This window comes from Streptomyces sp. NPDC001902, from assembly GCF_042891295.1.
In the GTDB taxonomy this organism is placed as follows: Bacteria; Actinomycetota; Actinomycetes; order Streptomycetales; family Streptomycetaceae; genus Actinacidiphila.
Window position 1 is genome coordinate 150,631 of the sequence record NZ_JBIATA010000025.1, and the last position, 7,935, is coordinate 158,565.

A 7,935-nucleotide genomic window follows, 5' to 3' on the forward strand; every position below is an offset into this window, starting at 1 on the left:
TGTTGGCGCCGCGCCCGTCCGTGATCTCCATGACGGCGGCGGCCCGCTCGTGCTCGTCGGTCTTCGTCACGTCGATCGTGGTCGTGGCGGCGAGGCCGACCGGGCCCGAGCCCTGGACGATGACGTTCTGCCCGTACCGGATGCCGCCCAGCCGGCCCGGGGCGTGCGTCACCGTGGGCATGGCACAGCCGAGCGCGACGAGGGCCACGGCCGGGACGTCCGGCGGGATCTTGACCTGGACCGTCTCGACGGCGACACGCTCGCCGCGCCGGCCGACTGGTTCGAGGCTGGCATCCCGCTTGGACTGAGCCGCCCCACCGCCCACGCCCCACGGGGAACGGCGGGTGCCGGGGGGTCGTACCCCCGGCACCCGCCGTGATGGCTCGGCCCGCGCCTCCGCGGGGTTGCCGCGGAGGCGCTTGCTCACTTACCGAGCAGGTAGGCCCGTTCCACGGTCTGCTGCACCGTGTTGCCCGCCTTGTCGGAGGCCGTGACCCGCAGGGTCACGTACGCACCCTTCCGCTGGTCGCCCGGGCGCTCGATGGTCGCGGTGAACCGGTTGTGGCCGCGGTCCTCGACACGGACCCGTCCGTTCCAGCTCGTGCCCTCGTCGAAGGACGCCTCGACCTTGAGCTTGACCCCGGTGGGGGCGGCCAGCCCGTCCTGGTTCCGGACGGTCAGGGCGAGTTCGTGCCGCTTCCCGCCGTCGACGGTGTTCCGCACGTCGGCCGGGACACCGTAGTCGACCTGGAGGAGGGGCAGCAGGGTCTCCTCGGCCGCGGTGTCCGAGCGGAAGCCCCAGGACGTGAAGGTCCTCGTACCGGTCCGCCAGTACTCGGTGTCACGTCCGGTCGTCAGCTCCAGACGGTAGCCGGCCCGGCCCGCGGGGACGGCGAAGTTCCCCCAGGCGCCCGCGGACTCGCCCACCTTCTTGCCGTCGCGGTAGAGGACGGCCGTCACGCTGTCCCCCTGGGGGTAGGTCGGGTCGTCCAGCGTCCCGGGCGCGCTACCGACCCTCCCGATGCCGCCGCCGGCGGCGGGTTCCTGCTTGCGTGCCCAGTGACCCGCCGCGTCGGTGTACTCCGGGATCGCCACGCTGAACAGGTCACCGGTGCGGACGGCCGGGCGGCTCCAGCCGCGCGGGATCGACGGCCGTACCACGGCCTCGTACCACTCCTCCGAGGCCTTCTCACCGGTCTTGAAGGTGCGGGGGGTGTCCCGCAGACCGGACTGCAGCGCACCGCCGTAGAACAGGTCGGGGCCGGCCATGAAGTCCACGTAGTGCATGAACTGCGTGTCCCCGGAGGTGACGTACTCCGTGCGGGTCTTGCCCGTCGGCGCCCAGCGCGAGGTCTCCCAGGCGACCTGCGCGTAGGGTCGCCAGCTGAACCGCTGCTCGCTCGTCCAGTGCAGTGGGCCGTTGTCCGCGTAGGAGGCCTTAACCTGCGCGGTGTTGCGGTTCGTGACGGTGTACGTCACGTTCTGCGGGATCTGCTGCTGCCAGTTCGCCGCGATGTCGTACAGGTACGGGCTCTCGACCGTCCCGGAGACGTCGACGACGGCCTTGTGCCTCTTCATGTACTGCAGCAGCTTGGCGCCGTCGTCCCCGGTCATCCGGATGACGGGCACGACGGAGCGCGTGTCCATCGGCTTCCAGCTGGTGTAGGCGAGGAACCCCTGGGGCAGGACGATCACGACGCCCTTCGCACCCGCCTTCGCGGCCGTCTCCGCCAGGTCGTATCCGTCCATCGCGTAGTCGTCGCGGATCACCGCGAGCTTGCCCCGCACGGTGGCGGGCCGCAGGTCCGGCTTGTCCCTCGTCCCGGCGTCCACGGCGACGAGCCGCTCACCGTCGGGGTCGAACGGCGTGGACTGCTTGGCGTAGAACGACTCCAGGTCGAAGTCCGCCCCGCGGACCTCGGTGATGAGGTCGGGAGCCGTCATCTCCCAGCGGGAGTTGAACTCGAACTCGCCCTCGGTGACCTTGGACGTGGGGTTCACCCACAGGTCGACGTCCCCGCCGCCGTCCTCGTAGTAGATGCCCATGGTCTGCTCGACGCCGTCGATCTTCCGGTACATCTGGTACGTCAGGTTGTTGCGGCGCTCGGCGGGCTTGGGCGTGCTCACCTGCACCGGCTTGGCCTTGCGCGCGTCCAGGGTGACGGTGGTGTCCTTGGTGACCTTCACCTCGGGATCGATCACCTGGATCACCCGGACGCCGTCGCCGCCGTCCTCCGCCAGCGTGCCGCCGATCAGGTAGGTGCCCTCCTCGACCTGGGCGACCCCCGAGTCGGTGAACTGGACCTCCGTGTCCCCTCCGAAGACGTCCAGCAGGGCCCATGCCGTGGGCTCGCCCTCCAGTCCGAGGGAGTCGATGGTCAGCTTGTGCATGGGAGCGCGCACCCACAGGCTGAGCGTGGTGTGCACCGACACGCCGCCGGTGGACGTGGCGGTGACGTAGCCGTAGTAGGTGCCGCGGCCCGCCTTCGCCGGGTCGACGCCGACCGGCACCTCGACGGTCGCGCCGGGGGCGACGCGGACGGTGTCAGGACCCAGCGTCAGCGCCTGAGCGGGGAGTTCCTTGCCGCCCTTGGCCTTCAGCGCCGCACGCAGGCTCAGCGAGACCTCGTCGCCGGAGTTGTTGGTGTAGCGGATCACCCCGGCCCGCTGCACCGGCGATGCGTCCCGGTCGAACGGGCCCAGGATGATCGTGCCCGTGGCGGTGACGGGGGACGTGAACGCCGCCTTGACGTCGACGCGTCCGCCGCCCTGCTCGGTCGGCACCTGGCCGGACACCGTGTGGGACGTGCTGATCAGCGCGTCCTTGAGCTGCTCACCCGTCCAGTCGGGGTGCTGCCCGGCGATCAGGGCCGCCGCACCGGCCACATGGGGCGTGGCCATGGATGTACCGCTTGCCGCGATGTACCGGTCGTCGACCGGTTCGCCCATGGTCGTGCCGGCGGCGCGGGCGGCGACGATCCCGACGCCCGGAGCGGTGATGTCCGGCTTGGCCGCCTTGTCGCCGAAGCGCGGGCCACGGCTGGAGAAGGAGGCCAGCGAGTCGTCGCGGTCGACCGCGCCGACGGTGAGGGCGGCGTCGGCCGCGCCGGGCGAGCCCACCGTCATCTCACCGAGCTCGCCGGTGTTGCCCGCGGCGACGACGAAGAGCGCGCCGCTGCTGCGGGAGATCTCGTTCACCGCCTGGCTCATGGGGTCGGTGCCGTCGGTCTGCATGTCCGCGCCGAGGCTCATGTTGACGACCCTGGCGCCCTGCGCCGCGGCCCACTCCATGCCCGCGATGACCTGGGACTCGCTGCCGGAGCCGTCGTCCCCGAGCACCTTGCCGATCAGCAGGTCGGCGCTGGGCGCCACGCCCTTGCGCAGGCCCGCGGAGGCGGCGCCGCTGCCGGCGGCGGTGGCGGCGACGTGCGTACCGTGGCCGAAGTGGTCCTGGGTCGAGCCGCTGTCGCTGAAGTCCTTCGCCTCGCTGACACGTCCCGCGAGGTCCGGGTGCGTCTGGTCCGCGCCGGTGTCGAGGACCGCGACCTTGACGCCCTCGCCGTGGAAGCCGGCCGCCCATGCGGCGGGCGCGTTGATCTGCGCGGTGCTGCGGTCCAGCGTGGGACGCACCTTGTGGTCCAGCCAGACCTTCGGGGTCTCGGCCGCAGCGCTCGCCACGGACGCACCCGCCGCGGGCGCGAGTTGCTTCCAGAACGCGGCGAGGTCCTTGTCGGCCACGCGCAGCGCCTGGGCGTCGATGCTCGGCAGTCGCCGCGGCTCGGCCGAGTCGTCCTGGAACTTCGCGAGGGCGTCCGCCCGCTTGGCGGCGGCACGCGCCGAGCCCTTGGGCGCGGACACGATCAGGGGCAGGGCGTCGGTGTGCGCCTCGTCGTACCCCTGGGCCACCAGGCCCGCGACGTCGAACAGCCCCTCGTCCAGCTGCCCCGTGCGGACCAGCACGGCCGCGTCGGAGGGCAGCACCGTCAGGGCGCCGCCCTTCTCGGTCATCTGGAAGAAGACGTCCTCCCGGCCCGGCGCGCGCTGCACCGACGCCGTCTTCTTGCCGTTCGGCGCGTCGCTGACGGTGACCCGGTCGCCGGTGATCAGGCGGACGGTGGTCGCGCGGTCGTGGGTCGCCGGCGTACCTGCACCGGTCTCCGACGGGGACTGGGCTGCAACGGGCGTGATCGCACCCGTCGCCACCGTCGCCGACATCGCTATCACCGCCCAGAGGCGGATGCGTCTCATTGGTGTCTACAGCCTTTCTGTCAACCCGGCATCCGGGCAGGGCGCCTGAGAGTGGGCGTCATGACGCGTCGTGGTGAACCCGGCCGTGTTCGACGGCGTTGCAGGTTCGGGCCGGGGGTCGCCGCCGCCGGGCACTCCCGTGCCGGGAGCAAACCCCCTGTACAACTGCGGTTCACCGGACCTTCGGAATCATGCGTCGCACCAACCGGGCCTGTCACCGATCCCGCCTGGCACAACTGGGCCATGTCCCAACGGCGACACGGAGCTTTCTCCGACATGTCCCGGAAACGGCGGAGGTACCCCTGGGGGCGCCGCTTGGGTTCGCGAGTCCTGGGCCGTCCGACCCGACAACGTACCCGGGGGACCGGGGAGTGCGTCGGAAAAGGATCACTCTCGTGACCTTCTCTTCGGCAGAGGCCTAGCATGGCCGCATGCGCCACATGCCCCACACGCCGTCGCGAGTCGAACTGCGCCCGCTCACCCTCGCCGACCAGGATGAGTTCTGCTCGCTCGTGAGGGCCAGCACCGAGCTCTACGGGCCGTGGATGCAACTGCCCGCGACCGCGGAGGCGTTCCAGGACTGGATGCACCGCTTCGACGACGGCACCAACCTGGGCTTTCTGGTCCGCGTTCCGGACACCGGTGCGGCCGCCGGCACGGTCAACATCAACTCGATCATCCGGGGCCGCTACCAGGGCGCGTCCCTCGGTTACGCGGCTTTCGCCCCGTCTGCGGGGCGGGGTTACATGACCGAAGGGGTCGCCGCAGCCATGCAGCACGCCTTCGAAAACCTGCGCCTCCACCGGCTGGAGGCCAGCATCCAGCCGGCGAACAAGGCGTCCTTGGCCCTGGTCCAGCGCCTGGGCTTTCGCCACGAGGGTCTGTCCCCCGACTACCTCTACATCAACGGGGCCTGGCGCGACCACGAACGGTGGTCCATCACCGCACCATCCCCGTGGACGCCCGATCCTTCCCTTCCCGAGGTCTAGGCACCATCGGAATCGGACCGGGACCGTCCACGAACACGCCGACGGCGGTCCCGCCGTCGGGGCCCGGAGCGGGCACTCGAAGCGGAGCCGCCGTGGGCCGCCCGGGCAAAGGGTGTCAGTCGCCGATACGGGGCGGGGTGCCGGTGCCGTACACGCGCTCGGCGTGGGCGGCGTACGCGCGCCCGGCGGCGTCCGTCAACGTCGAGCGGTGCGCCTCGGGCAGCTCCGCGAGGAGCGCCTCGACGACCTCGGGGTCCGCCTCGTACATCGCCATCCCGAGGGACAACGGCAGGACCTCCTGCGGTGTCCGGGCCATCCCGTGCTCACCGAGTTGCCTCCACTCGGCCGCGGTGACGTACTGCTCGGCGAGCGGGAGTACCTCCTTCTCCTCCAGCGCCAGGTGCTCCAGGAGCGCGGACAGCAGTCGGTCGAGTGCGGTCGCGAGGCGTCCGCCGTGCTCGGCGGTGGCGCGCCACCGGGGCAGCAGTCCGGTCACCTCTTCGTAGGTCTCCTCGATGGCGGCGTGCTGCTCCTCCATCGTGGGCACGATCGCCGTCGCCCGGTCGCCCCCGCGTTCGACCAGGCGCGGCCAGAGCAGCAGATCCTCGCCCTCGTGGTGCAGGTGCAGCAGGAAGCACACCTGCTCGGCGTGGGCACCGACCGTTCCGGCGCGCTCCACGTCGCCCGGCGCCACGTCGCGCACCAGTCGGGGAAGGAGGCGGAACTCCCGGCGCAGCATCGTGTGCGCCATGTACATGTCTCGGACATCCGCCATGGGCTCGTTCGCCTGCGTCACTTGAAACCTCACTCGCTGTGGCAACCACTTCGGGGGCCACTCTCGGTGGGCCGTCACCCTGGTACGTGCAACGGCCCGGGATCAACCGGATCGATCACTTTTGAGGTCGCCTCCACCGACGGCGCCCTCCAGGCCATCGCCATTCCGAAAGCGGGACGGCGAGAGCCGTTTCGACAGCGCGACCCGCGCACCCCTGTGCGTCATGTGCATTGCGTGGTGCGCCGGTTCATGTGCATTCGGCCGGCGACACCACGGTTCTCCGGTACCGAATGGCCGGTAAAGGTAGTTTAACGATAAACAACGCTTCCGGTCGCCCTGTACCTGGCCCTGAGAGTCCTAGGAACGCCAGGGCCCGTACCGACCTTTCGGTGATCACGCAGGCGTCATAGGGCCACCGGTGCGCCGCTTCCGTTGCGGATCTGATGGGCCTCAATGAGGCCGTGGAGCTCGCCGCGCGTCTTCCCGGCGCGGTGATCATCGGCGGTGACGGCAGCCGTGAACTGCTGGTCTACGACGGCCGGCAGCATCCCTCGCTGTACATGGTGGACGTCTCGGCCGAGGGCTGGTCCGATGCCATCCACCAGGCCGCGTCCATCACCGAGTTCATGGCCCGGTTCGCCGAACAGGGCCGGCTCTGGGAGTAGGCGACACATCCGTCTGCGCATCGCACGTTCCTTGGCGGCCGCGCTCGCCGCCGATCGAAGCCGGGCCCCTGTCACAGCCGGGGACGCCGTCTTGTCCTCACTGCGGACAGTCCACCTTGCTGGAGGAACACATGAGCGCAGACCACGCACACCTGCCCCCGGGCGTCGAGGTGATCGCGACCCTGCCGGATGCGCAGCCGCGGATCCCGCAGGGCTCTGAGGCCAGGACCATCCGGGTCACCCTGCAGCCCGGCGACGCCGGCGCGCCGCCGCACCGGCACCCCGGGCCGCTCTTCGGCTACGTCACCCAGGGCGAGATCCTCTTCGAGCTCGAAGGCCAGCCGCCCCGGGTGCTCAAGGCCGGAGACGCCCTGTTCGAGCCCGGCGGCGACGTCATCCACTACCAGGGCGCCAACAACCTCCAGGACGCACAGTCCCAGCTGGTGGTGACGATGTTCGCGCCTCCCGGCACCCCCGTGCTGACCGTGGTCGGCGCGGACGAGCTGGCCGAGCGGCGGCACCTGCGGTACAGCCCGTCCTGACGCCCGGGAGGGCGACAACCTCGCCGCTCCGGGCACGTACGGAGGCAGAGCGGACTGTGCCCATCGGGAGGTCCCGATGGGCACGGTTGCCGCCGTCACACGTGACCTAGTCCGCGGACGGTCCGGGTCCGACCGGGGGACGGAACACGGCGGCCTGTCCGTGGTGGGTTCCGTCGGAGTCCTCGAGGTTCCACATGCACACGTCCTCGATCCGGAACATCCGGCCGTCCTTGTGCTGCCGCAGACCCTGGTACCCGTCGGCGTAGCCGCGTTCGTCCACCGATGCGAGCAGCGCGTCCCGGTCCTGCTGTGCGTCCGGCGCGGCCGACCGGCGCGACGGGAGGCCGATGAACTCCTCCCAGGTGTAGCCGAAGGACCGCTGCGCGGTGCGGTTGGCGTAGACAAACAGCGGGTCGGCCGACGTGTCGTGCGCCAGCAGCCCGAAGGGCGCCTCCTCGTAGAGCCACTGGGCCGCCTCGGCGTCCGATGCCCACACCGGCGGGCACAGGTGGACGCCCACCAGACGGCGGTAGCTGTCGAGGAGGAGCGTGGCAAAGCGCGGATCCCCGCGCCGGTCGGACGGCACGGGGATCCGCCGGGAAGGGTCAGTCACCGTTCTCGACCCAGCTCATGAGCTTGCGGAGCTTCTTGCCGGTGGTCTCCAGCAGGTGGTTCTCGTCGGCCTTCTTGTACTCGTTGTACCGGGGCAGGCCGGC

6 protein-coding genes and 1 pseudogene are annotated in these 7,935 nt (G+C 70.9%); 3 read left to right on the plus strand and 4 right to left on the minus strand.

All coding sequences use genetic code 11. From position 1 onward, the window contains the following. Positions 1 to 423 precede the first annotated feature (423 nt). Positions 424 to 4,248: a S8 family serine peptidase gene (locus tag ACFYYN_RS32910; protein ID WP_500548643.1), complete on the minus strand. Its 3,825-nt coding sequence runs from the start codon at positions 4,246 to 4,248 to the stop codon at positions 424 to 426. A gap of 440 nt (positions 4,249 to 4,688) precedes the next feature. Here ACFYYN_RS32910 and ACFYYN_RS32915 point away from each other — a divergent pair, with 440 nt between their 5' ends. Then, positions 4,689 to 5,237, plus strand: a complete 549-nt coding sequence (locus tag ACFYYN_RS32915) for a GNAT family N-acetyltransferase (RefSeq protein WP_500548649.1) — start codon at positions 4,689 to 4,691, stop codon at positions 5,235 to 5,237. A 115-nt stretch (positions 5,238 to 5,352) separates the two neighbouring features. Here ACFYYN_RS32915 and ACFYYN_RS32920 read toward each other — a convergent pair whose 3' ends face one another. Further along, a complete protein-coding gene (locus ACFYYN_RS32920) occupies positions 5,353 to 6,012 on the minus strand; it encodes a hemerythrin domain-containing protein (RefSeq protein WP_500548644.1) in 660 nt (219 codons plus the stop codon). A gap of 443 nt (positions 6,013 to 6,455) precedes the next feature. On the opposite strand from ACFYYN_RS32920, the gene ACFYYN_RS32925 reads away from it, so the two are divergent. Both ACFYYN_RS32925 and ACFYYN_RS32930 read left to right on the plus strand, forming a co-directional pair. Then, the gene (locus ACFYYN_RS32925) at positions 6,456 to 6,677 is read left to right on the plus strand and encodes a hypothetical protein (RefSeq protein WP_500548645.1); all 222 of its coding nucleotides are present in this window, start codon (positions 6,456 to 6,458) and stop codon (positions 6,675 to 6,677) included. A gap of 131 nt (positions 6,678 to 6,808) precedes the next feature. Then, entirely contained in the window at positions 6,809 to 7,219 is a 411-nt protein-coding gene (locus ACFYYN_RS32930) for a cupin domain-containing protein (protein WP_500329215.1), read from the plus strand. Positions 7,220 to 7,325: 106 nt separating this feature from the next. Here ACFYYN_RS32930 and ACFYYN_RS32935 read toward each other — a convergent pair whose 3' ends face one another. Together ACFYYN_RS32935 and ACFYYN_RS32940 are read right to left on the minus strand one after the other, a co-directional pair. Next, positions 7,326 to 7,832: an MEKHLA domain-containing protein gene (locus ACFYYN_RS32935; protein ID WP_500548646.1), complete on the minus strand. Its 507-nt coding sequence runs from the start codon at positions 7,830 to 7,832 to the stop codon at positions 7,326 to 7,328. After that, positions 7,825 to 7,935 (minus strand): annotated as a pseudogene (locus ACFYYN_RS32940) (ketol-acid reductoisomerase); the annotation flags it as partial. The pseudogene ACFYYN_RS32940 and the gene ACFYYN_RS32935, both read right to left, overlap by 8 nt.